This is a genomic window from Paraburkholderia caffeinilytica, from assembly GCF_046030355.1.
Classification (GTDB): Bacteria; Pseudomonadota; Gammaproteobacteria; order Burkholderiales; family Burkholderiaceae; genus Paraburkholderia; species Paraburkholderia caffeinilytica_B.
In genome coordinates this window covers 1-23,781 of sequence record NZ_JAQQCQ010000037.1, presented here as the reverse complement: position 1 = coordinate 23,781, position 23,781 = coordinate 1, and the positions used below count along the sequence as shown (strand labels likewise).

The following is a 23,781-nucleotide window of genomic DNA, read 5'->3' as shown; positions in this document are numbered from 1 at the left end:
GCGAAAAAAAAGCGGCAACGAAGTCACCTTCGTTGCCGCTTTTTTTACATTGGCTGGAACGGCCTCATCACAGCCGTTCCACGCACAGCCCAACGCGTTTCGCTTAATGCACGACGCGGTCGAACACCAGCTTGCCGTCTTCCACTTCGACCGGAATCACGTCCTTCGGACCAAACTTGCCGGCCAGAATCAGCTTGGCGACCGGGTTCTCGATCTCCTGCTGGATGGCGCGCTTCAACGGCCGTGCCCCGAACAGCGGATCGTAGCCGACCTTGCCCACGTGCTCGAGCGCCGCGTCCGACACCAGCAGTTGCATGTCGAGCTTGGCAAGCCGTTCATGCAGACGTTGCAGCTGAATCCGCGCGATCGACTGGATGTTCGAACGGTCGAGCGCATGGAACACCACCACGTCGTCGATCCGGTTCAGGAACTCGGGCCGGAAGTGCAGCTTCACTTCTTCCCAGACCGCGTCCTTCACCGCGTCCTGCGGCTCGCCGACCATCGCCTGAATCACCTGCGAACCGAGGTTCGACGTCATCACGATCACCGTGTTCTTGAAGTCCACGGTACGGCCCTGGCCGTCGGTCATGCGGCCGTCGTCGAGCACTTGCAGCAGCACGTTGAACACGTCCGGATGCGCCTTCTCGATTTCGTCCAGCAGGATCACGCTGTACGGCTTGCGGCGCACGGCTTCGGTCAGGTAACCGCCTTCTTCGTAACCGACATAGCCCGGCGGCGCGCCGATCAAGCGCGCGACGCTATGCTTTTCCATGAATTCGCTCATGTCGATACGGATCAGATGATCTTCCGAATCGAACAGGAACGACGCCAGCGCCTTGCACAGTTCCGTCTTGCCCACACCGGTCGGTCCAAGGAACAGGAACGAGCCATACGGCCGGTTCGGATCCGCCAGACCCGCACGCGAACGCCGGATCGCATCCGCCACTGCGGTGATCGCTTCGTCCTGACCGACCACGCGGTCGTGCAGTTTCTCTTCGATCTGCAGCAGCTTTTCGCGCTCGCCCTGCATCATGCGCGACACCGGGATACCCGTTGAACGCGACACGACTTCCGCGATTTCCTCCGCACCCACCTGGGTGCGCAGCAGACGCGGCCGGGTCGGGTTGTTCTGCTCATTGGCTTCAGCCTTGGTCACTTCCTTCAACTGCGCTTCAAGACCCGGCAGCTTGCCGTACTGCAACTCGGCGACCTTCTCGAGCTTGCCTTCACGCTGCAAGCGCGTGATTTCCGCACGCGTTTTTTCGATGTCTTCCTTCAGTTGCGCGCTGCCCTGCACCGCCGCCTTTTCCGCGGTCCAGATTTCTTCGAGGTCCGAATATTCGCGATCCAGCCGCTCGATTTCTTCTTCGATCAGTTGCAGACGCTTTTGCGACGCTTCGTCCTTTTCCTTCTTGACGGCTTCGCGTTCGATCTTCAACTGGATCAAACGGCGGTCGAGTCGATCCATCTCTTCCGGCTTCGAGTCGATTTCCATCTTGATCTTCGAAGCGGCTTCGTCGATCAGGTCGATGGCCTTGTCCGGCAGGAAACGATCTGTGATGTAGCGATGCGACAGTTCAGCCGCTGCGACGATTGCCGGATCGGTGATGTCGACGCCGTGATGCAGCTCATACTTTTCCTGCAAACCACGCAGAATCGCGATGGTGGCTTCAACCGACGGCTCGTCGACCAGCACCTTCTGGAAGCGGCGCTCGAGTGCGGCATCCTTTTCGATGTACTTGCGGTATTCGTCGAGCGTGGTGGCGCCGACGCAATGCAGTTCGCCGCGCGAGAGCGCCGGCTTGAGCATGTTGCCGGCGTCCATTGCGCCTTCTGCCTTGCCCGCACCCACCATCGTATGAATTTCGTCGATGAAGACGATGGTCTGGCCTTCGTCCTTCGCGATGTCGCTCAGCACGGCCTTCAGGCGTTCTTCGAACTCGCCGCGGTATTTCGCGCCGGCCAGCAGGGCCGCCATGTCCAACGACAGCACGCGCTTGCCCTTCAGCGTTTCCGGCACTTCACCGTTGACGATACGTTGCGCGAGGCCTTCGACAATCGCGGTCTTGCCCACGCCCGGCTCGCCGATCAGCACCGGATTGTTCTTGGTGCGGCGTTGCAGGATCTGGATCGAACGGCGGATTTCATCGTCACGGCCGATCACCGGGTCGAGCTTGCCGGCCCGCGCGCGCTCGGTCAGATCGACGGTGTACTTTTTCAGCGCTTCACGCTGGCTTTCGGCGTCCTGGCTATGCACCTGCGAACCGCCGCGCACCGCCGCGATCGCGCTTTCCAGCGACTTGCGCGACAAACCGTGCTGGCGCGCGAGACGGCCGGCCTCGCCTTTGTCGTCGGCGACCGCGAGCAGGAACATCTCGCTCGCGATGAACGTGTCGTTGAGTTTTTGTGCTTCCTTGTCCGCCTGGTTCAGCAAGCCGGTCAGTTCGCGGCCGATCTGTACGTTGCCGTCCGTGCCCTGGACTTGCGGCAGACGCGTAATGGCGTCGTTCAGCGCGGTTTGCAGCGCCTGGACATGCACGCCGGCACGCGAGAGCAGCGAACGCGCCGACCCATCCTGCTGGGCGACGAGCGCCGACAGGACATGCACCGGTTCAATGTATTGATTGTCATGACCCACGGCGAGACTCTGCGCGTCGGCCAGTGCTTCCTGGAATTTAGTGGTAAGTTTGTCGATTCTCATCAAGAGACCTCCAATTTCGATTACCACCAAATTGAGGCGTTTTACGCAGGTTTCAAGCGCTTTTTTGCAACCAGCACCAACTATTTAACATTTGACGCGCGAGAACTTGCCGGCGGGTTTCAGGAGGCCGGCGCCGAACTCCCGCCAGCCGATACGACCGGCACGATCGGGATGACATTGCTTAAACCAAGCAGCGCAGCCAGCGGACCGTGCGGCTCGGCGACCTCGCCGATGGTGTGACGGTCGAGTTCGGCGAGGAACGCGTTGCGCGCCGCCTCGAGCGCGCCGCGCAGACGGCACTGGGGTGTTATGACGCAAGCCCGACGCTCGCTTTGCTGGTCCGGGAAGCAGCCGACCAGCGCAAAATCGCTCTCGGTGGCCCTCACGATCTCACCCACGGTCAACGCGCTGGTTTGTTCAGCGAGCCGCAGGCCGCCGTTACGCCCGCGCACCGTCTCGACCCAGCCGAGTTCGCCGAGTTGCTGCACCACCTTCATCAAATGGTTCTTGGATATCCCGTATGCGCTCGAGATGTCCTGAATGGTCGATAAACCTTCGCCGCGGACGGCGAGGTACAGTAAGACGCGTAATGAATAATCCGTATAGTCGGTTAGTCTCATAAGTGCGGGTGCCACGATAAGCGCAAGCCGCGATCCAGGGGATAACCGCGTCGATGCAAGGGTTGCGGGGGGCCGTCGCTTCGCCCTAAGATGCAGGCGCTACGCATGTTTTCTTACTCTGCGCTGACAATCGGCTTTGTCTTTCGGCAGTAATGGTAACGTTTCCCGTATAGGCCATTCATACGAAAAGCGGGGCGTTCGTGGCCTACTTCCTTTCATTTGGACACAGTTTGAGACCATTCCTAACCGTCTGTGGCACTGTGTGGCAATTCATGGTGAATAACTGCGCTATCTGGAATCTGCATGAACCCGTCTTTTCCTGCCGCACCGGCTGTCGAGCGCGCCGCCGAGCCTACTGAGGCGAATATTCGCGCGCTCGTCTACGCGTTTTACGATCGCGTGCGCGCCGATCCACTGCTTGGCCCTGTCTTCGACGCCACGCTGGCAGGCCGTTGGGACGACCATTTGCCCAAGATGTGCACGTTCTGGGGCAGCCTCGTGCTCGGCGCGAAGCACTATCGCGGCAATGTGCAGCAGGCCCACCAGCCGCTCGAGGGCGTCGAGCCGCAGCATTTCAGCCGCTGGCTATATCTGTTTCTGGATACGGTGGAGTCGCGCTATCAGCCGGCTGCCGCGGTCCGTTTCATGGAACCGGCGCTGCGTATCGCGCAGAGTTTGCAGTTGAGCCGCTTCGGCTGGGATTACAAGATTCCGGCGGAGCAGCAGGCGTTACTGGAACGCGTCGCGCCGAAGCGTCCGCGTGACGATGACTCGCACGATCCGCATGTTCCCGGCGGGTCGGTGCGGCGGCCTGGTGAGCCGTTCCCAACGAGGATCGTTGGCAAAGGCAAAGACTGACTGACGTGGGCGTCTGCGAGACGTCCTGGGGACGCACAACGGCCATGATGCGCTCGAGATACCTGAAGAAGGTATCCGCGGTGCGATGAAAATACGCTAAATCGTTCCGGGGATGCACAGCCCAGCCAGATCAAAGCCCGGCGCCCCTGTCTCAGCCACGTCCGAACCCGGCAGCTGTCTAATCCGCGTCCTGATTACCCGATTCGATGCCCCAGCGGGCCAGCGCCGCGTCGTCGGTGACGCGGGCATCGACCCAGCGCTCGCCCTCGTCGGTTTTCTCTTTTTTCCAGAACGGCGCTTGGGTCTTCAGGTAGTCCATCACGAATTCGCACGACGCGAACGCGTCGCCCCGATGCGCGGCGGTGGTCGCCACCAGCACGATCTGGTCGAGCGGATAGAGCTTGCCGACCCGGTGGACGATCAGCACCTCGATCCCCGGCCAGCGCTCGCGCGCGCTCACGACGATCGCTTCCAGCGATTTTTCCGTCATGCCCGGATAGTGTTCGAGCTCCATGGTTTCGACGGCGCTGCCGTCGTTCAGATCGCGCACGGTGCCGACAAAACAGGCCACCGCACCGATCTTCGGATTGCGCGCGCGCAACGCGGCGACCTCGGCGGTGAGGTCGAAGTCTTCCGTCTGGACGCGAACGGGCATCTCTGGCTCCTGGGGCGGCTTAGCGAGGTTGGACGAGGTTTAGCGTGATCCGGCGTGATTTTTAGCGACGACCCGGCGCCATTCAACCACCCGTGACAGGCGGAAAGAACGCGACCTCGCAACCTTCAGTGATGCGCGTGCCGGCATCGGTCATGACGTGATTGCAGGCCATGCGCAGCGCACGGCCTTCGGCGAGGGCGTCGGCCCACGCGCCGCCGCGCACGCGCAACCAGGCACGCACGTCGCCGACGGTCGCGATGCCGTCCGGCAGATCAACCGTTTCGTCGGCGGTTTCGAGTGCTTCACGCACGCTTGCAAAATATCGGAGTTGAATCTTCATCGGGAAACCGCCGGCTGTGGCCGGCCTCAGTTCAGCAATTCGGAAAAGGGGATGAAACGCACGGTCTCGCCGGCGCTGATCGCGTGGTTCGGCGGATTGTCGATCAGGCCGTCGCCCCACACCGTCGACGTCAGCACGGCCGAACTCTGATTCGGAAACAGATCGAGGCCGCCGGCCGGATTGATGCGCGCGCGCAGGAATTCGTTGCGGCGATCGGCCTTCTTCTGCGTGAAATCGGCGCGCAGCGACAGCGCGCGCGGCGCCACCGCCTGCATGCCGGCCAGACGCAGGACGAACGGTCGAACGAACAGCAAAAAGGTCGCGAAACTGGAGACCGGATTGCCCGGCAGGCCGATGAAAAAGGTTTCGGCTGATGTCGCCGAATCTGCCTGCTGCGCGGCACGGCGCACCGCGCCGAAGGCGAGCGGCTTGCCGGGTTTCATCGCGATCTGCCACATCGACAGGCGCCCCTCGGCCTCGACAGCCGGCTTCACGTGATCCTCTTCGCCGACCGACACACCACCGCAGGTGAGGATCAGATCGTGTGCCTGCGCGGCTTCGCGCAGCGTCGCGCGGGTCGCGTCGAGCTTGTCGGGGACGATGCCGTAGTCGGTCACTTCACAGCCCAGTTTTTCCAGCAGGCCGCGCAGTGTGAAGCGGTTCGAGTTGTAGATCGCGCCGGGTTTCAGCGGTTCGCCAGGCATGGTCAGCTCGTCGCCAGTGAAGAACACGGCGACTTTTACGCGGCGGCGCACCTGGAGTTCGGCGCAGCCGACCGAGGCGGCGAGCCCCAATGCTTGCGGCGTCAGGCGCGTCCCCGCCGGGAGAATGATCGAGCCGCTGCGGATGTCCGCGCCCTGGGCCGTGATCCATTCGCCGGGTGCTGGGCTGTGAAGGATCGTGACTTCGTGGCCGGCGGCCTCGGTTTGCTCCTGCATCACGATGGCGTCGGCCCCCGGCGGCACCGTAGCGCCCGTGAAGATGCGGGCTGCCGTGCCCGGCTTTAACGGCTCCGGCGCGTGACCGGCTGGAATGCGCTGCGAGACCGGCAATCGGCGGTTGCCGTCGGTCGACAGATCTTCCGTGCGGATCGCGTAGCCGTCCATCGCACTGGTGTTCATGGGAGGGACGTCCAGCGGCGACATGACGTCTGCCGAGAGCACGCGGTTGAGCGCGTCTAGCGTGGGGATCGATTCAGTGCCGCCGATGGGACTCGCCGCGCTGAGCAGGGTCGCCAACGCTTCGGCGGTGGAAAGCATCGGAGCGCGGGGCGTTGGTGTGGACATCTCTGGTCTCGAAGCCGCTGGTTAAAAGAATATTGTAGCGGTCGATCATGATGGCCGGGGGCGGCCGGCGTTATGGTGGGCTTTTAGCCTGCGCGGCGCGGTCAAATCAACCTCGCCGTCGCATCGAGCGCGACGCTGCCGCGCTCGATGCTCACGGTGTTACTCGCCCGTATTCGCGACGATGAAGTCCTTCACGCGCTGAACATCCGCCGGCAGCACTTCGAAGCGCTGCGGCAGCGATTCCAGACCCGAGAACGCGGCCGGGCGCTCCGGCTCGCGCAACAGCGCTTCGCGGATCGTTTCGCCGAATTTGATCGGTTGCGCCGTCTCCAGCACGATCATCGGGATGCCCACCTGCAGATGCTCGCGCGCCACCTTCAGACCGTCAGCCGTGTGCGTGTCGATCATCGTGTCGTAACGCTCGAAGACGTCGCGGATCGCGTCCACACGATCCTCGTGGCTGCTGCGGCCCGACACGAAACCGAACGCCTTCACGCGCGCAAAATCGCCACTCGCCGCCAGATCGAAACCGCCCTTCTCTTCGACGTCGCGGAACAGTTGCAGCACGCGCGCCGGGTCGCGGCCCAGCAGATCGAACACGAAACGCTCGAAGTTCGAGGCCTTCGAAATGTCCATGCTCGGGCTGCTCGTGTGGTACGTCTCGGCCGCCTTGCGCACACGGTAAATGCCCGTGCGGAAAAATTCGTCCAGCACGTCGTTTTCGTTCGTGGCGACCACCAGCTTCTCGATCGGCAAACCCATCATGCGGGCGATGTGGCCCGCGCACACATTGCCGAAATTGCCCGACGGCACCGTGAACGACACGCGCTCGTCGTTCGACTTCGTCGCGGCGAAGTAGCCCTTGAAGTAGTACACGACCTGCGCCACCACACGCGCCCAGTTGATCGAGTTGACCGTGCCGATCTTGTACTTCGCCTTGAAGGCGTGATCGTTCGACACGGCCTTCACGATGTCCTGGGCGTCGTCGAACACACCCTCGACCGCGATGTTGAAAATGTTCGGGTCCTGCAGGCTGTACATCTGCGCGGTCTGGAACGCGCTCATCTTCTTGTGCGGCGATAGCATGAACACGCGAATGCCCTTCTTGCCGCGCATTGCATATTCCGCCGCGCTGCCGGTGTCGCCCGAAGTTGCGCCCAGAATGTTCAGCGTCTCGCCGTGCCTCGCCAGCGCGTACTCGAACAGATTGCCGATCAACTGCATCGCCATGTCCTTGAACGCGAGCGTCGGACCGTTTGACAACTCCAGCAGCGACAGCGGCGCGCCGTTCTCCACGCCCAGCGTCTTCAACGGCGTGATCTGCGCGGCGCTTTCGTCGTCGCGCACATGGCAATAGGTTTCGGCCGTGTAGGTTTTGCGCGTCAGCGCGCACAGATCTTCGGCGGGGATGTCGTCGCTGAATTTGGACAGGATTTCGAACGCGAGATCCGCGTACGGCAGCGTGCGCCAGCGCGTCAGTTCGTCAGCCGTGACGCGCGGATATTCGGCCGGCAGGTACAGGCCGCCATCTTTGGCGAGACCGCCCAGCAGAATGTCGGAAAACGTATGGCGCTCGCCGGCTCCGGCGCCGCGCGTAGAGAGGTAGTTCATATTCGGCCTAGTTCAGTGCTTCCATGCGCAACTTCGTGACTTGCGAGACAACGGTCTTCAGCGCTTCGATCGTTTTGATCGCGGCGTTGACATTTTTTTCAACCGTTTCGTGCGTAATCAGGATAATGTCGGTTTCGCCCTTGCCGTTCGCGTCGACCTGCTCCGATTCCTTCTGCAGCAGCGCGTCGATCGAGATACCGGTATCCGCCAGAATACGCGTGATGTCGGCCAGCACGCCCGTCACGTCAGCCACGCGCAGGCGCAGGTAATAGCCGCTCGTCACTTCGTCGATCGGCAGGATCGGCGTGCTCGACAGGCTGTCCGGCTGGAACGCCAGATGCGGCACGCGATGTTCCGGGTCCGCCGTATGCAGACGCGTCACGTCGACCAGATCGGCCACCACGGCGGAGGCCGTCGGCTCGGCGCCCGCGCCCTTGCCGTAGTACAGCGTGGAGCCGACCGCGTCGCCGTGCACCACGACCGCGTTCATCGCGCCTTCCACGTTCGCCAGCAGGCGCTTTTCCGGAATCAGCGTGGGATGCACACGCAGTTCGATGCCCTTGTCCGTGCGGCGCGAGATACCGAGCAGCTTGATGCGATAGCCGAGTTCTTCGGCATATTTGATGTCGATGGCAGCCAGCTTGCTGATGCCTTCGACGTACGCCTTGTCGAATTGCACCGGCACGCCGAACGCGATCGCGCTCATGATCGTTGCCTTGTGGGCAGCGTCCACGCCTTCAATGTCGAAGGTCGGGTCGGCTTCGGCGTAACCCAGTTCCTGCGCGGCCTTCAGCGCGGTGGCGAAATCGAGCCCGCGGTCGCGCATCTCCGACAGGATGTAATTCGTCGTGCCGTTGATAATGCCGGCAATGTACTGGATGCGATTGGCCGTGAGCCCTTCGCGCAGCGCCTTGATGATCGGAATGCCGCCCGCCACCGCCGCTTCGAACGCCACCATCACGCCGTTGGCGCGCGCCGCTTCGAAAATCTCCGTGCCGTGCACGGCGAGCAGCGCCTTGTTGGCGGTGACCACATGCTTGCGGTTTTTGATCGCGCGCAGGACGAGCTCACGCGCCACGCCCGTGCCGCCGATCATTTCCGCCACGATATCGATCGACGGATCGTCGACCACCGCGTTGAAATCATCGGTCAGCGCCACGCTGCCGGCCTCACTGCCGAGCGCCGCGGTCGCCTTGGCAGGATTGCGCACGGCAATACGCGCAATCTCGATGCCGCGGCCCGCGCGGCGTTTGATTTCTTCCTGATTGCGGCGCAGTACCGTGAAGGTGCCGCTGCCTACCGTGCCGAAGCCCAGCAGTCCAACTTTGATCGGTTCCATGCAGCGTGTGTTTTCGAGTAAGGGATTAAAAGGAAACTGGGGCTGGCAGCGGCGCGCCGCGCGCGCCGTCCATCTCAAGCGGTGTGGCGTTTGCGGTAGCCGTCGAGGAAGCGTGCGATCCGGTTGATCGAATCCGCGAGGTCGTCCACGTTCGGCAGGAACACGACGCGGAAGTGATCCGGCGTCTTCCAGTTGAAACCGGTGCCTTGAACCAGCAGCACGCGCTCTTCCAGCAGAAGGTCGAGGATGAACTGCTGGTCGTCCTGGATCGGATAAATCTTCGGATCGAGGCGCGGGAACATATACAGCGCGGCCTCGGGCTTCACGCAACTCACGCCGGGAATAGCCGTCAGCATGTCATACGCGAGTTCGCGCTGTTTGTACAGGCGTCCGCTCGGCACGATCAGGTCGTTGATGCTCTGATAACCGCCCAGCGCGGTCTGGATCGCGTACTGGCCGGGCACGTTCGGGCACAGGCGCATCGAGGCCAGAATGCCGAGCCCTTCGAAGTAATCTTTGGCGCTGCGGCGGTTCTCGCCGGTCAGGCCCGAGATGAACATCCAGCCGGCGCGGTAGCCGCATGAACGGTAGCTCTTCGAGAGGCTGTTGAACGTGACGGTGAGCACGTCTTCGGAGAGCGCAGCCATCGACGTGTGCTTCTTGCCGTCGTAGACGATCTTGTCGTACACCTCGTCGGCAAAGATCACGAGGCCGTGCTGGCGGGCGATCTCGATCAGGCCGAGCAGCAGTTCGTCCGAGTACAGCGCGCCGGTGGGGTTGTTCGGATTGATGACGACGAGCGCACGCGTATTCGGCGTGATTTTCGCGCGAATGTCGTCCAGATCGGGCATCCAGCTATTCGATTCGTCGCAGATGTAGTGCACCGGCGTGCCGCCCGACAGGCTCACGCCCGCGGTCCACAGCGGGTAGTCCGGCGCCGGCAGCAGCACTTCGTCGCCGTCGTTCAGCAGGCCCTGCAGCGCCATCACGATCAGCTCGGAGGCGCCATTGCCGATGTAAATGTCGTCCAGCTCGACGCCGTGCACGCCCTTTTGCTGCGTGTAATGCATGATCGCCTTGCGCGCGGCGAACACCCCCTTGGAATCCGAGTAGCCGGACGAGCCCGGCAGATTCAGGATCATGTCCTGGATGATTTCATCCGGCGCGTCGAAACCGAACGGCGCGAGATTGCCGATGTTCAGCTTGATGATGCGATGCCCCTCTTCTTCGAGGCGCTTCGCATGTTCGAGGACGGGCCCGCGAATGTCGTAGCAGACATTCAACAACTTGTTGGATTTGAGAATCGGTTTCACGGCGGGCACTTCATCCTGTTGATGGGCTTAGGCGAACAAACGAGGGCGAAAAAACGAAGCCCAGGCAAGTCCGCCGATACGGGGAATGATGACGCGGCATGGCCGCCGACACGGATCGGGCTGCCAGACACGGAGTGGGCCGGCTTTCCAGGCCGGTGAGCCGCGCGTCCGGCGGATTGCGCCGGTGCAGCAGCCAGACCAAGCGAAAAGCTGACGAAAAGCAAAACCCGCACAACCCAGGCGGGCGAAAAACAGTCGAAATACAGACGAAATGCGGGCAAAGCCAGGGCAGGTAGCCGACGGACCGCGCCCGAGCCCTCAGGGCGGCTTTTGACAGCACATGAGGCGGCACTTGAGCGAGGGGCGCCGCAAAGCGGCTAAAAAGTTATAATTTAGCGGATTTTGGCCGACTTCCGCAATGCACCAACCGCAACGGCAAGCCTTTTCGGCCGCTTCTGTCCCGCTTGTGCCCCGCTTGTACCCCATGGGCGTGTCCAACTCGCGTCAACCGCCCTGCTTCCGCTTTGCCCGGTCAGGCCGCCAACACGCATGATGTCTCACGACGACTTCGGAAAACGAATTTGAAACTACATCAGGATTCCAGCGGCGCCCTCAACACCGTCACGGGTTACGGCGCCGGTTATGTCGAAATCAATCTGGTGCGCCACGCCGGCAGCATTCTCCTGCTGCCGGAAGCGCCCGTCGTTGCCTGGCCTGTCTCCGCTTTCGACCAGTTGAGTGCCGAGCACTTCGCCATGCTGGTGGACGCCGCGCCCGAAGTGGTCATCTTCGGCAGCGGCGACCGTCTGCGCTTCCCCCATCCGCGCCTGACCGCCGCGCTCACCGCCAAACGCATCGGCGTCGAAACGATGGACTTCAAGGCCGCCTGCCGCACCTACAACATTCTGATGGCCGAAGGCCGCAAAGTCGCGGCCGCATTGCTGATCGAAGCCTGATGGCGTCGCGCAGCCGGCGTTGGCCTGAGGCGTTGGCCTGAGCCCCGGCACCGACCGCAAGGCATGCCAGCCGCGGCGTGCGCCGCCGGACCGGCCGCGCGCCCTCGCCGCGTCACGGCCGATAACGTACACTGCGCGCCATCGGCGCCAAGCTGGCGATCGCCATTTTCAGATAACACTGCCTCGCTGCCCACGCGGCGTCGCCAAAAAGGTTGAAATCCATGAACGATACGCCGACGAGGCTACCGCTCAATCGCACCACCATCCTGCTGCTGGTGCTGGCCCTCGCCGTGATCTGGTTCGTGCCGCTCGGCTGGCGCCATCTGCTGCCGAGCGACGAAGGCCGCTACGCCGAAATGGCCCGCGAAATGTTCATCACGGGCGATTGGGTCACGCCGCGCTATAACGGCTACAAGTATTTCGAAAAACCCCCGCTGCAAACCTGGTTGAACGCGCTCACGTTCGCGTGGTTCGGCATCGGCGAATGGCAGGCTCGGCTCTACACCGCGCTGACGGGCTTTGCCGGCGTGCTGCTGCTCGGCTTCACCGGCGCGCGCGTGTTCAATGCGGCGACCGGCGTGTTCGCCGCGATCGTGCTGGCCACGTCGCCCTACTGGAACCTGATGGGCCATTTCAACACGCTCGACATGGGCCTGTCGTTCTGGATGGAGCTGACGCTCTGCGCGCTGCTGCTGGCGCAGCGCCCCAATCTGCCGACCGCCAGCGTGCGGGCATGGATGTGGGTGTGTTGGGGGGCGATGGCGCTGGCGGTGCTGTCCAAGGGCCTCGTCGGGATCATTCTGCCGGGTGCGGTGCTGGTGCTGTACACCCTCGTCGCCCGCGACTGGGCCGTGTGGAAGCGTCTGCATCTGATCGGCGGCCTGATCGTGTTCTTCGCGATCGTCACGCCCTGGTTCGTCCTGGTGCAGCAGCGCAATCCGGAATTCCTGAACTTCTTCTTCATCGTTCAACAGTTCAAACGCTATCTGACGCCTGAACAGAACCGTCCAGGAGCGTTCTATTACTTCGTGCCGGTGCTGCTGGTCGGCTTCCTGCCGTGGTTGTCCGTGACCTTCCAGAGCGTGCGCCATGCGTGGCGCCTGCCGCGCCAGCCAAACGGTTTCGCGCCGGTCACGCTGATGCTGGTGTGGACTGCGTTCATCTTCCTGTTTTTCAGCGCGTCGCACTCGAAGCTCCTGTCCTACACGCTGCCGATCGCCCCGCCTATCGCCCTCGTCATCGGCATGTATCTGCCGCTGGTTACGCGTGACCAGCTGCGCCGCCATCTGGCCGGCTATGCGCTGTTTCTCGTCGTGGCCGCGTTTGCCGCGCTGTTCATGTCGCGCCTCGGCGACGCGCGCAACCCGACCGAGCTGTACATCGAATACCGCACCTGGGTACTGGCGGCCCTCGGCGTCGCCTTCGTGCTCACGCTGGTCGCGCTGTGGCTGAACCGTCGCAGCCGCACCGGCATCCTCGGCGCCGTCGCGAGCTTCGGCGCGGCGTGGCTGCTGCTCGGCACGATCGCCGGCACGGGTCACGACGTGTTCGGCCGCCTGAGCTCCGGCGCGCCGCTCGCACCCGCGATCAAGGCCGAGATCGCAAAGTTGCCGGCCGATACGCCCTTCTACTCAGTCGGCGTGCTCGACCATACGCTGCCGTTCTACATCGACCATACGATGATCATGGTCGAACACCCTGACGAGCTGGCGTTCGGCGTGTCCGTCGAACCGCAAAAATGGGTGCCGTCGGTCGACGCGTGGATCGAGCGCTGGAAGGCCGATCGCTATGCGCTCGCGCTGATCCCGCCGTCGACCTACGACAGACTGCTCAAAGAAGGGCTGCCGATGCAGGTGATCGCGCGCGACCCGCGCCGGGTGGTCGTAGTGAAGCCCATAGCGAAGCCCGTAGCGGTGCCCGCGCCCGCCTCCGACGCGACGTCGCCGGGCGCCCCGACGCCTGACGCATCCGTGCCAGTGGAAAAACCACAACAATGACCCCATCTCAGGAACTGACCGTTCGATGAACCCGATTTCCCTTTTTTGTATCCTCGCGGGCGTCACGTTGAACGCCGGCGCGCAGTTGCTGCTCAAAGCCGGAACGAATGCCGTTGGACACTTCGAATTCACCCGTGCGAACATCCTGCCCATCGCCTTTCGCCTTGCAACCCAGCCGCCGATCATCGGCGGGCTGGCCTGCTATGTGATCAGCGTGGGCGTGTGGGTGATCGGACTCTCGCGCGTGGACGTGTCGATCGCCTATCCGATGTTGTCGCTCGGATACGTCGTCAACGCGTTCGCGGCGTGGTATCTATTCGGCGAAGTGATGTCAGTGCAAAAGCTGGTCGGGATCGGCGTCATCCTGATCGGTGTCGTCGTCCTGGCGCGCAGCTAGGCGCCATGTCCCCGGCAGTGCTGGGCCGGGCATGATTTATTACCGTTTATTGCCCGTGCTGCTGCGCGCGCCACGAACATGCCGGCGAAACAATGCGGTAAGCCGGCACGGCTGCCGCTTAAGAAAAACGTAAGGTTGGCCGCGGTAAGCTTGGCGGTTGCGCCCTTTTTTAGTCGTGGCCTTGGGTTGGCGCGTAGTTTGTGATCTACTTCGCGCCCTTCGGGTTGCGCCCTTTTCAATCGAGCGAAGCATTCATGAGCCAGTCAACAGTTCCGTTTTTGCCGTTTGTCAAACCTGAGATCGATGAAGAAACGATTCAGGGCGTCGCCGACGTACTCCGCTCCGGTTGGATCACGACCGGTCCGCAGAACCAGAAGTTCGAAGCGGCGCTGTCCGAGTTCTGCGGCGGCCGTCCGGTGCGCACGTTCAATTCCGGCACCGCGACGCTCGCGATCGGCCTGCGCATTGCCGGCGTAGGCGAAGGCGATGAAGTCATCACGACCCCGGCGTCATGGGTCGCAACCAGCAACGTGGTCTACGAAGTCGGTGCGACACCGGTGTTCGTCGACATCGATCCGGTCACGCGCAACATCGACCTGGATCTGCTGGAAAAAGCCATCACGCCGCGCACCAAGGCGATCATTCCGGTGTATCTGTCGGGTTTGCCGGTCGACATGGACCGGCTGTACGACATTGCCCGCGCCCACAAGCTGCGCGTGATCGAAGACGCCGCCCAGGCCTTCGGCTCGACGTGGAAAGGCGAGCGGATCGGCAAGCTCGGCGATATCGTCTCGTTCAGCTTCCACGCGAACAAGAATCTGACTTCGATCGAAGGCGGCGCGCTGGTATTGAATAACGAGGAAGAAGCGGTCCTCGCGCAGAAATATCGCTTGCAAGGCATCACCCGCACGGGCTTCGACGGCATGGACTGCGACCTGCTGGGCGGCAAGTACAACCTGACGGACGTCGCCGCGCGCGTCGGACTCGGGCAGCTGCCGCATCTGGAGCGTTTCCTCGCGCAGCGCAAAAAACTCGTGCGCGCCTATTTCGCCGGTCTCGAAGGCGGCGCGGCGGTCAAGCTGGGAATAGGCCTGCCGTTTGCTGACTTTGAGAACAGCAACTGGCACATGTTCCAGATCACGCTGCCGCTCGAAAAACTGTCGATCGACCGGGCCGGTTTCATGGGTCAGCTGAAAGAGCGCGGCATCGGTTCAGGCATGCACTATCCGGCAATTCATCTGTTCTCGCTGTACCGCGCGAAGGGATTCAAGGAAGGCATGTTCCCGCATGCGGAGCGCTTCGGCGCCACCACAGTCACACTGCCGCTGTTCACGCTGATGAACGAAGGCGATGTGGAGCGGGTCTGCCGCGCGGTCAATGAAATTTGCGAACAATACGGAAAATAAGCGGAAATGAGTTATTCGGAACATCGCGCCGTCGCACCGGAAGTGTCGATCATCATCCCGGTGTACAACGAGGAAGCCGGGCTGGCCGCGCTGTTCGCGCGCCTCTACCCGGCGCTCGACGCGCTCGGCACCGGCTATGAAGTGATCTTCATCAACGACGGCAGCCGCGACAAATCCGCAGCCCTGCTCGCCGAGCAGTTCCGCGCGCGGCCCGACACGACCCGCGTGATCCTGCTGAACGGCAATTACGGCCAGCACATGGCGATTCTGGCGGGCTTCGAGCAGTCGCGCGGCGAGATCGTCATCACGCTCGACGCCGACCTGCAGAATCCGCCGGAAGAAATCGGCAAGCTGGTCAACAAGATGCGTGAGGGTTACGACTACGTCGGCACGATCCGCCTGCAACGCCAGGACAGCTTGTGGCGCCGCAAGGCGTCGCGCGCGATGAACCGTCTGCGCGAGCGCATCACCCGCATCAAGATGACCGACCAGGGCTGCATGCTGCGCGCGTACAACCGGCACATCATCGACACGATCAATCGCTGCGGCGAGATCAACACGTTCATCCCGGCGCTGGCGTACACCTTCGCGCAGAATCCGGTCGAGATCGAAGTCGCCCACGAAGAGCGGTTTGCCGGCGAATCGAAGTACTCGCTGTATTCGCTGATCCGCCTGAATTTCGACCTCGTCACCGGTTTCTCGGTGGTGCCGCTGCAATGGCTGTCGTTCATCGGCGTGATCCTGTCGCTCGGGTCCGCGGCGCTGTTCGTTCTGCTGCTGATTCGCCGCTTCATCATCGGCGCGGAAGTGCAAGGTGTGTTCACGCTGTTCGCCATCACCTTCTTCCTGCTCGGCGTGATCATTTTCGCGCTGGGCTTGCTGGGCGAATACATCGGCCGGATTTATCAGCAGGTGCGCGCGCGTCCGCGTTATCTGGTGCAGACGATTCTCGAGCAGCGCGACGGCACCGCCGTGACCGAAGCGCCGCGCCAGGCCGTCGTGCAAGCCGTGCAAGCGGCGCCGCTGGTCGATCAGGGCCCGAATCCATGAAGCCGCGCGCCGTCGTATTCGCGTATCACAACGTCGGCGTACGCTGCCTGCAGGTGCTGCTCGCGCGCGGCGTCGACGTGGCGCTGGTCGTCACGCACGAAGACAGCCCGACGGAAAACATCTGGTTCGGCAGCGTCGCTTCGGTGGCGGCCGACCACGGTATTCCCGTCGTCACGCCCGCCGATCCGAAAAGCCCGGAACTGCGTGCCGCGGTCAGCGCCGCGCGGCCGGACTTCATCTTCTCGTTCTACTACCGCCACATGTTGCCGGTCGACCTGCTGGCGCTCGCCGCACGGGGCGCTTACAACATGCACGGTTCGCTCCTGCCGAAGTATCGCGGCCGCGTGCCGACCAACTGGGCGGTGATCCACGGCGAAACCGAAACCGGCGCGACGCTCCACGAAATGGCCGCCAAGCCCGACGCGGGCGCGATCATTGCGCAAACGCCGGTGCCGATCCTGCCCGACGACACCGCCGCACAAGTGTTCGACAAGGTCACGGTGGCCGCCGAACAAACCCTGTGGCGCGTGCTCCCGGCACTGCTGGCGGGCGAAGCGCCGCATCTGCCGAACGATCTGTCGCATGGCAGCTACTACGGCGGGCGCAAGCCCGAAGACGGCCGGATCGACTGGACACAACCCGCGCAACAGGTCTACAACCTGATCCGCGCGGTCGCGCCGCCCTATCCCGGCGCATTCACCGATATCGCAGGCCACCGTTTCATCATTGCCCGTGCGCGTCTGGCTACGCCCGGCGCGCTTCGCTCGGATTTGCCGCCGGGCCTGCACGTAAGCGATAATGCCGTTTTCGCGATATGCGGCGACGGTCGCGCGATCGCCATCCACGAATTGCGGCGCCAGCATGACGGCACTGAAACCGTCATTACCCCGGCCGAATTCGCCCAGCTCATTCAAACTCCCCGTCATTCATGAAAAAAGTCCTGATTCTGGGTGTGAACGGCTTCATCGGCCATCACCTGTCCAAACGCATTCTCGAAACGACCGATTGGGAAGTCTTCGGGATGGACATGCAGACCGAACGTCTGGGTGACCTGATCAACCATGAGCGGATGCACTTCTTCGAAGGCGACATCACGATCAACAAGGAATGGGTCGAGTATCACATCAAGAAGTGCGATGTGATCCTGCCGCTGGTCGCGATCGCCACGCCCGCCACGTACGTGAAGCAGCCGCTGCGCGTGTTCGAACTCGACTTCGAAGCGAACCTGCCGATCGTGCGTTCGGCCGTCAAGTACGGCAAGCACCTCGTGTTCCCGTCGACCTCCGAGGTCTACGGCATGTGCACGGACGAGCAGTTCGATCCGGAAGAGTCGCAACTGTCGTATGGCCCGATCAACAAGCCGCGCTGGATCTACGCGTGCTCCAAGCAGTTGATGGATCGCGTGATCTGGGGTTACGGCATGGAAGGCCTGAACTTCACGCTGTTCCGTCCGTTCAACTGGATCGGCCCGGGCCTCGATTCGATCTACACGCCGAAGGAAGGCAGCTCGCGCGTGGTCACGCAGTTCCTCGGCCACATCGTGCGCGGCGAGAACATCAGCCTCGTGGACGGCGGCGCACAAAAGCGCGCCTTCACGGATATCGACGACGGCATCGGCGCGCTGATGAAGATCATCGAGAACAAGGACGGCGTCGCCACGGGCAAGATCTACAACATCGGCAACCCGACCAACAACTTCTCGGTGCGCGAGCTCGCGCACAAGATGCTGACGCTGGCCGCCGAATTCCCGGAATACGCCGACCTCGCGAAGAAGGTGCAACTGGTCGAAACGTCCTCGGGCGCTTACTACGGTACGGGCTATCAGGACGTGCAGAACCGCGTGCCGAAGATCGACAACACGATGCAGGAACTCGGCTGGGCGCCGAAGTCGACTTTCGACGAAGCGCTACGCAAGATTTTCGAAGCGTATCGCGGCCACGTCGCCGAAGCTCGCGCCCTCGTCGAACAACAATAAGGCCTGATCCTTGGCTCGCATCGTCCTGAAGATCGACGTCGACACGCTGCGCGGCACCCGCGAAGGCGTGCCGAATCTCGCGCGCATCTTCGACCGTTTCAAGGCGCGCGCCACTTTCCTCTTCAGCCTCGGGCCCGACCACACCGGTTGGGCGATGCGCCGCGTGTTGCGGCCGGGCTTTCTGAAGAAGGTGTCGCGTACCTCGGTGGTCGAACACTACGGCATCAAGCAATTGATGTACGGCGTGCTGCTGCCGGGGCCGGATATCGGCGTGAAAACCGCCGCGGAAATGCGCGCGATTCACGAAGCCGGTTTCGAATGCGGCATTCATACCTGGGACCACGTGTACTGGCAGGACAACGTGCGTTCGCAAGACCAGGAGTGGACCGGGAAGCAGATGCAGAAGAGCTTCAACCGCTTCGTCGCGATCTTCGGCGCGCCGCCCGTCACGCACGGTGCGGCGGGCTGGCAGATGAACGGCCATGCGTTCGAGCAGATCGACGCGTGGGGCATGCGCTACGCGTCTGACGGCCGCGGCCACTCGCCGTACCTGCCGGTGGTCGACGGCCGGCAACTGTCGCACGTGCAGATGCCCACCACGCTCCCCACGCTCGACGAAGTGCTGGGCGTGGATGGTGTCGACGAACACAACGTCGCCGCATGGATGTTGAAGCGCACCGAAAACAATCCGCACGATCAGGTGTTCACGCTGCACGCCGAACTCGAAGGACAAAAGCTCGCGCCGATTTTCGAACAGCTGCTGGAAGGCTGGCGCGCGCAAGGCCATACCTTTGCGACCATGGGTGATTACTACGCCACGCTAGACCGCAGCACGCTGCCATCGTACCCTGTTACGTGGGGCGAAATTCCAGGCCGTTCCGGCGAGTTGATTGTCCAGCCCTGACGGGTCAATCGATAGCCGGCGCTGACGAGCCGGCCGCCGCGCGAGCGATCATCACGCGCCAGTCGCCCTCCCCAGAAGCCTCGATGCCAGGCCCACGCCGCAAACAGTTGCATACGCACGTACTGCGGCGTCGGCCATAACAACCGGAGAACCTCGTGCCCATCGCAGTCGACCAACCCGTCCCCGACTTTACCGCCCCCGCGACCGGTGGCGAGATCACGCTGTCCAGGCTGCGGGGCAAGAAGGTGGTGCTGTATTTCTACCCGAAGGACAACACGCCGGGCTGCACGACCGAAGGTCTGCAATTCCGCGATCTGTATCCGAAATTCAGGAAAGCCGGCGCGGAGATTCTCGGCGTATCGCGCGACAGCCTGCGCTCCCATGACAACTTCAAGGCAAAGCTCGAACTGCCGTTTCCGTTGATCTCGGACCCCGAAGAAACCTTGTGTGCGCTCTTCGGCGTCATGAAATTGAAGAAAATGTATGGCAAAGAAGTACGTGGGATCGAACGCTCCACGTTCCTGATCGACGCTGAAGGCGTGCTTCGCCAGGAATGGCGTGGCGTGAAAGTGCCAGGGCATGTCGATGACATTCTGGAGGCTGTACAAGCGCTTTGAGGCGCGTTATATTGGGTTCCAATGAGTGCCTGTCCACCCCATACTTTTCGTCGCTGCGCCAGACTTGACGGCCGTTTTGTCGGCGCCGTCGGAGTCATGAGGCGCAACGCGATAACCGAAGGCGAGCCGCTTGTCCCGTACGCCGGGGCGGCGGCTTTTTTAATTGCGTGCAGCCGTTCGTTCAGTCGGCCACGCGTTTCCGTTAAGGAGCCGATCGAAAACCAGGCGAACCGGCATCTCTAGACCGAATGCGCGCCTCCGGGCGCAAACTGCGTGCGCACTCACTGGCACCGGCAGAATGCGACAGGCGGCGCACGAAATGTGACCCGATTAATTCGAGGGAAACCATGCCTTTGCCTACCCCCCCCAGCAAGCTCGGCAATCTCCTGCCGCCTGACGAATACAAGGCCAAAGCCGCCACGCCGGCGCGCTCCGCCGCGAAGAAACAGGCAGTCGGAGGGGAATCCGCAGAGTCGGCCGATTACGGCCGCGCGAACGTCGCCACGCCGATGGCGCACGCCGCCAATGCCGCGACCACGTTGCGGCCCGTGCCGGCATCGTCGGCCGCCCCTGCTGCGTCTGCATCCGCCGAGCAAGCTGCACCGGCGCGTGGACGCAAATCGAAGCAGACCGCCGCATTGTTGCAACCGGTTCCTGCTGCCCGACCGCAAGCCGAGCCGGCGGCTGTTCCCACGCCCGCAGCCAAATCGCAGCCCGTCGTCGCGCGCGCGCCAAGCGCGAAGGATCCGGCCGCCAGCACGCCCGCGGCAGCCGCACCCAGCACGCGCGGCACCAGCAAGAAACGCGGCGCATCCACCGACCCGCTCGAAGTCCAGAAGCTCTTCGTGCTCGACACGAACGTGCTGATGCACGATCCAAGCTGCCTGTTCCGTTTCGAGGAACACGACGTCTATCTGCCGATGATGACGTTGGAAGAACTCGACAACCACAAGAAAGGCATGTCCGAAGTCGCGCGTAACGCTCGCCAGGTGAGCCGCACGCTGGACGCGCTGGTGGCGAATGCCGGCAATATGTCGGACGGCATTTCGCTGGCGCGTCTCGGCAGCCGCGAGGCGTCCGGGCGCCTGTATTTCCAGACCAAGCTCACCGCCATCGAGCCGGTCGAAGGTCTGCCGGAAGGCAAGGCCGACAACCAGATTCTCGGCGTGGTGCGCGCGCTGCAACGCGACCGGATGGATCGCCAGGTGGTGCTGGTGTCGAAAGACATCAACATGCGCATCAAGGCGCATGCGCTCGGCCTGCCCGCCGAAGATTACTTCAACGACCAGGTGCTCGAGGACAGCGATCTGCTGTATTCGGGTATCCGCGCGCTGCCGCAGGATTTCTGGACCAAGCACGCGAAAGGCATGGAGAGCTGGCAGGACACCAAAACCGGCACCACGTATTACCGCGTGACCGGGCCGCTCTGTGCGTCCATGCTGGTCAATGAATTCGTCTATCTGGAGCCGCAGAACGGCGAGCCGACCTTTCATGCGCTGGTGCGCGAGTTGAACGGCAAGACGGCGCTGCTGCAAACGTTGCGCGACTACGGCCACCACAAGAACAACGTGTGGGGCATCACGGCGCGCAATCGCGAGCAGAATTTCGCGCTGAACCTGCTGATGAATCCGGATATCGACTTCGTCACGCTGCTGGGTCAGGCCGGTACCGGCAAGACGCTGGTCGCGCTCGCGGCTGGCCTCGCGCAGGTGCTCGACGACAAGCGCTACAACGAGATCATCGTGACGCGTGCAACGGTGCCGGTCGGTGAAGACATCGGCTTCCTGCCGGGTACGGAAGAGGAAAAAATGCAGCCGTGGATGGGTGCATTCGACGACAACCTCGAAGTCCTGCAGAAAACCGACGACGCCGCCGGCGAATGGGGCCGCGCCGCCACTCAGGAACTGATCCGCTCGCGCCTGAAGGTCAAGAGCATGAACTTCATGCGCGGCCGTACGTTCGTGGACAAGTATCTGATCATCGACGAGGCGCAAAACCTGACGCCGAAGCAGATGAAGACGCTGGTCACACGCGCCGGTCCGGGCACGAAGATCATCTGTCTGGGCAATATCGCGCAGATCGATACGCCCTACCTGACGGAAGGCAGCTCGGGGCTGACGTACGTGGTCGACCGCTTCAAGGGCTGGGCGCACAGCGGGCATGTGACGCTGGCGCGCGGCGAGCGTTCGCGTCTCGCGGATTACGCGTCGGAGATCCTTTAAGTTTCAACGTCTTAGCTTCGGCCAAAAGCCGCGCCCGGGTTACTCCGGCCGCGGCTTTTTTTATTGAGCACGCGTTCCCGATGGGCAACACTTAGCGCACAAACTTCAAGTAAGTTATCAAGAATTCTTGCCTGAGCCAGGTTCGACGGGCTACCATCCGGACATCGTCCGCCATTAAACGAGCGTTTACCGCTCTCTTCGTCTTCATGCGCCGACTCGCCTTTTCGCTGCTGACCGTTTTGCTGCTCGCCGCTTGCGCCGGCGCGCCGCAAAAGACGTCGCGCGGGCCGGGTTCATCGGTCGTGGTCACGAACGGCGCTTATCATGCGCCGCCGCCGGGCTTCCCGAATTTCGTCGACCACAGCATCGGCCGCGAGGAAATCTCGATCCAGGCGATGAGTCTGGTCGGCGTTCCATACCGTTGGGGTGGTAATACGCCTGATAGCGGGTTCGATTGCAGCGGATTGGTTCGCTATGTGGTGTCGCGCGCGGCATCCGTGAATCTGCCTCGGACAACCGCGGATATGAGCGGTCGCGGGGAGTCGATCGAACCGGATGAAATCGCGCCGGGCGACCTGATTTTCTTCAACACCACCGGGCGCCCGCATTCGCATGTCGGCATTTACGTGGGCAAGCTGCGTTTCGTCAACGCGCCGTCGACGGGCGGCACCGTGCGGCTCGACTACCTGACCAATCCCTATTGGGCCAAGCGCTTCGACGGTATTCGTCGGGTGGCAGCGCCGGCTGCGACACCGGCGCCGTTCGATACACCGAGCTATCAGGCTGCGGCGCCTCAACCCGAGCGTGTCGCGCCGGCGGCTCAGACAGCGCCGGCTTATGCGGCTGCGGGGGCGACGACGCAAGCGTCGAGCTACGCGGCGAACCCTGCGGCGGCGCGGACTTCGGGCTATGCGGCGGTCCCCGTTGCGCAGCAAAACTCCGGCTATGTCGTGAACCCGGCGGCTTCGCAGCAAACGGCTCGTGTCGCGGCGACTATCCGCACGCCGTTGACTGCAACCGCACAACCGACGGTCGCCACGGCCGCGGCGCCGGTGGTGCCACAAGCAGATCCGTTCGAACAGCCACCACCCGGTATGAGTGCCGCACAGATGCAGGCGCGCGCGGCGGGCGCGGTGGCTCCCGTACCCGCTACAGCCGCTCAGGCGAGTACGTACGACGCTGCAGCAGACGCTACGAATCAGCGAACGGCGGCTGTGCGCGCTGAACCGCAAACGGTCGGAGCCCGGGCGCCTGATCCTATCGACGCCGCTGCCGATGCATTCGAGCCACCTCCACCTGCTTCCGTCGCGACGCGCCAGGCCCAACAGGCGCAGCAAGCCGATGGGAATGCGGGCGTGCAGATCATGCGCGCGTCGACGGCGTCGCGAGGCATCCCTGCCCCCACGCAAACTACTGACGATCCGATCGCCCGCTTTGCTAACGGCAATTTCTAACGGTTCAGTGCGGACCAGCGACCACGGGCCGTAGCCGTAGCCGTAGCCGTAGCCGTAGCCGTAGCCGTAGCCGTAGCCGT

The 23,781-nt window shown here is 62.8% G+C and carries 20 protein-coding genes; 12 read left to right on the top strand and 8 right to left on the bottom strand.

Annotation, left to right across the window (positions count from 1 at the left end; genetic code table 11):
- Nucleotides 1-103: 103 nt before the first annotated feature.
- Together clpB and PQQ95_RS34405 are read right to left on the bottom strand one after the other, a co-directional pair.
- Entirely contained in the window at nucleotides 104-2,701 is a 2,598-nt protein-coding gene (clpB, locus tag PQQ95_RS34410) for an ATP-dependent chaperone ClpB (protein WP_408446276.1), read from the bottom strand.
- 119 nt (nucleotides 2,702-2,820) lie between these two features.
- A complete protein-coding gene (locus tag PQQ95_RS34405) occupies nucleotides 2,821-3,321 on the bottom strand; it encodes an Rrf2 family transcriptional regulator (protein ID WP_408446274.1) in 501 nt (166 codons plus the stop codon).
- Between the two features lie 303 nt (nucleotides 3,322-3,624).
- Here PQQ95_RS34405 and PQQ95_RS34400 point away from each other — a divergent pair, with 303 nt between their 5' ends.
- A complete protein-coding gene (locus tag PQQ95_RS34400; RefSeq protein ID WP_408446271.1) occupies nucleotides 3,625-4,179 on the top strand; it encodes a group III truncated hemoglobin in 555 nt (184 codons plus the stop codon).
- A gap of 178 nt (nucleotides 4,180-4,357) precedes the next feature.
- Here PQQ95_RS34400 and moaE read toward each other — a convergent pair whose 3' ends face one another.
- From moaE to PQQ95_RS34370, 6 genes are all read right to left on the bottom strand, one after another.
- Nucleotides 4,358-4,834, bottom strand: a complete 477-nt coding sequence (gene moaE, locus PQQ95_RS34395; protein ID WP_408446268.1) for a molybdopterin synthase catalytic subunit MoaE — start codon at nucleotides 4,832-4,834, stop codon at nucleotides 4,358-4,360.
- 82 nt (nucleotides 4,835-4,916) lie between these two features.
- Nucleotides 4,917-5,174 (bottom strand): molybdopterin converting factor subunit 1, encoded by a 258-nt coding sequence (gene moaD / locus PQQ95_RS34390; RefSeq protein ID WP_408446265.1) that lies wholly within the window; start codon nucleotides 5,172-5,174, stop codon nucleotides 4,917-4,919.
- Nucleotides 5,175-5,200: 26 nt separating this feature from the next.
- On the bottom strand, nucleotides 5,201-6,433 hold the full coding sequence (locus tag PQQ95_RS34385; RefSeq protein ID WP_408446365.1) for a molybdopterin molybdotransferase MoeA: 1,233 nt from the start codon (nucleotides 6,431-6,433) through the stop codon (nucleotides 5,201-5,203).
- A gap of 186 nt (nucleotides 6,434-6,619) precedes the next feature.
- Nucleotides 6,620-8,071 (bottom strand): threonine synthase, encoded by a 1,452-nt coding sequence (gene thrC / locus PQQ95_RS34380; protein ID WP_408446263.1) that lies wholly within the window; start codon nucleotides 8,069-8,071, stop codon nucleotides 6,620-6,622.
- A 7-nt stretch (nucleotides 8,072-8,078) separates the two neighbouring features.
- Nucleotides 8,079-9,410, bottom strand: coding sequence for a homoserine dehydrogenase (locus PQQ95_RS34375; protein ID WP_408446260.1), 1,332 nt, complete (start codon nucleotides 9,408-9,410; stop codon nucleotides 8,079-8,081).
- Nucleotides 9,411-9,484: 74 nt separating this feature from the next.
- The gene (locus tag PQQ95_RS34370) at nucleotides 9,485-10,732 is read right to left on the bottom strand and encodes a pyridoxal phosphate-dependent aminotransferase (protein WP_408446257.1); all 1,248 of its coding nucleotides are present in this window, start codon (nucleotides 10,730-10,732) and stop codon (nucleotides 9,485-9,487) included.
- Between the two features lie 572 nt (nucleotides 10,733-11,304).
- On the opposite strand from PQQ95_RS34370, the gene PQQ95_RS34365 reads away from it, so the two are divergent.
- The 11 genes from PQQ95_RS34365 (at nucleotide 11,305) to PQQ95_RS34315 (ending at nucleotide 23,701) form a co-directional block, all read left to right on the top strand.
- Nucleotides 11,305-11,679 (top strand): Mth938-like domain-containing protein, encoded by a 375-nt coding sequence (locus tag PQQ95_RS34365; RefSeq protein WP_408446255.1) that lies wholly within the window; start codon nucleotides 11,305-11,307, stop codon nucleotides 11,677-11,679.
- A 221-nt stretch (nucleotides 11,680-11,900) separates the two neighbouring features.
- Complete coding sequence (locus PQQ95_RS34360) at nucleotides 11,901-13,676, top strand: glycosyltransferase family 39 protein (RefSeq protein WP_408446252.1); 1,776 nt, start codon at nucleotides 11,901-11,903, stop codon at nucleotides 13,674-13,676.
- A gap of 25 nt (nucleotides 13,677-13,701) precedes the next feature.
- Nucleotides 13,702-14,073 carry an SMR family transporter gene (locus tag PQQ95_RS34355; RefSeq protein ID WP_054034531.1) on the top strand — a complete coding sequence of 124 codons (372 nt, stop codon included), beginning with the start codon at nucleotides 13,702-13,704 and terminating at the stop codon, nucleotides 14,071-14,073.
- A 254-nt stretch (nucleotides 14,074-14,327) separates the two neighbouring features.
- A complete protein-coding gene (locus PQQ95_RS34350) occupies nucleotides 14,328-15,479 on the top strand; it encodes a DegT/DnrJ/EryC1/StrS family aminotransferase (RefSeq protein ID WP_408446249.1) in 1,152 nt (383 codons plus the stop codon).
- Nucleotides 15,480-15,485: 6 nt separating this feature from the next.
- On the top strand, nucleotides 15,486-16,529 hold the full coding sequence (locus tag PQQ95_RS34345; RefSeq protein ID WP_408446246.1) for a glycosyltransferase: 1,044 nt from the start codon (nucleotides 15,486-15,488) through the stop codon (nucleotides 16,527-16,529).
- Nucleotides 16,526-17,461, top strand: coding sequence for a formyltransferase (locus tag PQQ95_RS34340; RefSeq protein WP_408446244.1), 936 nt, complete (start codon nucleotides 16,526-16,528; stop codon nucleotides 17,459-17,461). Before PQQ95_RS34345 ends, PQQ95_RS34340 begins: the two co-directional genes overlap by 4 nt.
- Nucleotides 17,458-18,504, top strand: a complete 1,047-nt coding sequence (locus PQQ95_RS34335; protein WP_408446241.1) for a bifunctional UDP-4-keto-pentose/UDP-xylose synthase — start codon at nucleotides 17,458-17,460, stop codon at nucleotides 18,502-18,504. Before PQQ95_RS34340 ends, PQQ95_RS34335 begins: the two co-directional genes overlap by 4 nt.
- Nucleotides 18,505-18,514: 10 nt before the next feature.
- Nucleotides 18,515-19,408, top strand: coding sequence for a polysaccharide deacetylase family protein (locus tag PQQ95_RS34330; protein ID WP_408446239.1), 894 nt, complete (start codon nucleotides 18,515-18,517; stop codon nucleotides 19,406-19,408).
- 155 nt (nucleotides 19,409-19,563) lie between these two features.
- Nucleotides 19,564-20,025, top strand: coding sequence for a peroxiredoxin (locus PQQ95_RS34325; RefSeq protein WP_408446236.1), 462 nt, complete (start codon nucleotides 19,564-19,566; stop codon nucleotides 20,023-20,025).
- Between the two features lie 347 nt (nucleotides 20,026-20,372).
- Entirely contained in the window at nucleotides 20,373-22,247 is a 1,875-nt protein-coding gene (locus PQQ95_RS34320; protein WP_408446233.1) for a PhoH family protein, read from the top strand.
- A gap of 206 nt (nucleotides 22,248-22,453) precedes the next feature.
- Nucleotides 22,454-23,701 (top strand): NlpC/P60 family protein, encoded by a 1,248-nt coding sequence (locus tag PQQ95_RS34315; RefSeq protein ID WP_408446230.1) that lies wholly within the window; start codon nucleotides 22,454-22,456, stop codon nucleotides 23,699-23,701.
- The last annotated feature ends 80 nt before the right edge of the window (nucleotides 23,702-23,781 follow it).

Bases quoted from the DNA above. Each gene is read 5' to 3' on its own strand.
- clpB (WP_408446276.1), bottom strand. From the start codon at position 2,701: ATGAGAATCGACAAACTTACCACTAAATTCCAGGAAGCACTGGCCGAC.
- PQQ95_RS34405 (WP_408446274.1), bottom strand. From the start codon at position 3,321: ATGAGACTAACCGACTATACGGATTATTCATTACGCGTCTTACTGTAC.
- PQQ95_RS34400 (WP_408446271.1), top strand. From the start codon at position 3,625: ATGAACCCGTCTTTTCCTGCCGCACCGGCTGTCGAGCGCGCCGCCGAG.
- moaE (WP_408446268.1), bottom strand. From the start codon at position 4,834: ATGCCCGTTCGCGTCCAGACGGAAGACTTCGACCTCACCGCCGAGGTC.
- moaD (WP_408446265.1), bottom strand. From the start codon at position 5,174: ATGAAGATTCAACTCCGATATTTTGCAAGCGTGCGTGAAGCACTCGAA.
- PQQ95_RS34385 (WP_408446365.1), bottom strand. From the start codon at position 6,433: ATGCTTTCCACCGCCGAAGCGTTGGCGACCCTGCTCAGCGCGGCGAGT.
- thrC (WP_408446263.1), bottom strand. From the start codon at position 8,071: ATGAACTACCTCTCTACGCGCGGCGCCGGAGCCGGCGAGCGCCATACG.
- PQQ95_RS34375 (WP_408446260.1), bottom strand. From the start codon at position 9,410: ATGGAACCGATCAAAGTTGGACTGCTGGGCTTCGGCACGGTAGGCAGC.
- PQQ95_RS34360 (WP_408446252.1), top strand. From the start codon at position 11,901: ATGAACGATACGCCGACGAGGCTACCGCTCAATCGCACCACCATCCTG.
- PQQ95_RS34355 (WP_054034531.1), top strand. From the start codon at position 13,702: ATGAACCCGATTTCCCTTTTTTGTATCCTCGCGGGCGTCACGTTGAAC.
- PQQ95_RS34350 (WP_408446249.1), top strand. From the start codon at position 14,328: ATGAGCCAGTCAACAGTTCCGTTTTTGCCGTTTGTCAAACCTGAGATC.
- PQQ95_RS34345 (WP_408446246.1), top strand. From the start codon at position 15,486: ATGAGTTATTCGGAACATCGCGCCGTCGCACCGGAAGTGTCGATCATC.
- PQQ95_RS34340 (WP_408446244.1), top strand. From the start codon at position 16,526: ATGAAGCCGCGCGCCGTCGTATTCGCGTATCACAACGTCGGCGTACGC.
- PQQ95_RS34335 (WP_408446241.1), top strand. From the start codon at position 17,458: ATGAAAAAAGTCCTGATTCTGGGTGTGAACGGCTTCATCGGCCATCAC.
- PQQ95_RS34320 (WP_408446233.1), top strand. From the start codon at position 20,373: ATGCCTTTGCCTACCCCCCCCAGCAAGCTCGGCAATCTCCTGCCGCCT.
- PQQ95_RS34315 (WP_408446230.1), top strand. From the start codon at position 22,454: ATGCGCCGACTCGCCTTTTCGCTGCTGACCGTTTTGCTGCTCGCCGCT.